Here is a 1,199-nt window from a genome sequence, read left to right as displayed (position 1 = left end):
CTAAGCAGAAGTTCTGACCGAGAGCCAGAAACCTATTTAGTCAATCACGAAAGCCGTGGGCCATTCGTTGCGCTCACGAAGCTGGCATGGGCGAAGGTCAGGTTGGAGGCGCCCAGTACCGCGACAAAGATTTGGGCCGGATGGACGACGCCGGTCGCCGGATCGATCACAGGCACCGTCGGTCCGGCATAATCGGTCTGCATCACTGCGCCCGCCTCGTACCGGTTGCGGAACGCGACACTCGTGCGCTGCCGAAAGGCGGCAACCTGCCCGCAGAACCATGTGAAGCCGTAGCCGTCGGGATGGCTGGTGCGGTACTCCTGCCACAGGAGCGTCAGGGTCACGCCCTTGCGCTTCAACTCCCGAACCACTTGCGCCCAATCCGGCTCGCCGACATCCCGTGGCGGCCGGCCGGCGCGGCCGAACAGCCGCCGCTCCAGCTTGGCATCCTCGTCCGGACCAAGAGGGAGCGGCCATGAAAGCCCGGCTTCTCGTGCCCGAAGCAAATAGGTCGACACCGAGCTCTTGCCGATCTTCAGCCGCTCGGCGATCTCGCGAACCGAAAGACCCTCTTCATGGGTCAGGCGCAGTATCGTCCGGATATCCTTCACTGTCGTTCGTCTTGCTTGCTTCCGTCTCGGCATCGGTCCCTCTCAACGTTGTCGTGAGAGGCCTAAACACCAAGCCGGCGCAGCCGCGAACCAACCGTCAAAACGCCACCCGGAACTGTCCGGGCTTTAGCGAAAACGCTGTCCGGGAATTACTGAAATCTTTGTCCAGAGATTATCGAAAAATCCGTCCGGGCTTTACCGAAACCCGCATATGCTATCTGGGGTGGCATATCGGCGTCTGTGACTGAAAAGCTGACGCTCAATACGCAGCTGTCGTACGACGAGGCGGAAAACTTCGCCGCTGTTGCAAACGTGAATTTCAATGTTGTGCCAGGGTTCACGGTGACCCCCGAAGTGATGTACATGAGCAACTTCGATCAAGGTGGGTCGGACAAATGGGGCGGCATGCTCCGTTTCCAGCGTTCGTTCTAATTAGAATGTTCAATTGACGTTTAGCCAACAACGCGAGCGGGCCAACTCACTAAGCTGGCCCGCTCGTTAATGAGTGGAAGCCTAGCCGCCTTAATGCATGGCGCGGGCCGTTTTGGCGACGAGATGCGAGGCTTTTGCTGGCTGCGCGACACCGCA

At 59.3% G+C, this 1,199-nt stretch carries 1 protein-coding gene and 1 pseudogene; one reads left to right on the top strand and one right to left on the bottom strand.

The genetic code is table 11. The annotated features are described in order from the left end of the window. Positions 1 to 77: 77 nt before the first annotated feature. Positions 78 to 644 (bottom strand): annotated as a pseudogene (locus AKG11_RS33515) (sigma factor-like helix-turn-helix DNA-binding protein); the annotation flags it as partial. 138 nt (positions 645 to 782) lie between these two features. On the opposite strand from AKG11_RS33515, the gene AKG11_RS33510 reads away from it, so the two are divergent. Continuing rightward, positions 783 to 1,043 (top strand): porin, encoded by a 261-nt coding sequence (locus AKG11_RS33510; RefSeq protein ID WP_156334242.1) that lies wholly within the window; start codon positions 783 to 785, stop codon positions 1,041 to 1,043. Positions 1,044 to 1,199: the final 156 nt, after the last annotated feature.

The sequence above is a fragment of the Shinella sp. SUS2 genome (assembly GCF_001262505.1).
Taxonomy (GTDB): Bacteria; Pseudomonadota; Alphaproteobacteria; order Rhizobiales; family Rhizobiaceae; genus Shinella.
This window is presented reverse-complemented; position numbering and strand designations above follow the sequence as displayed.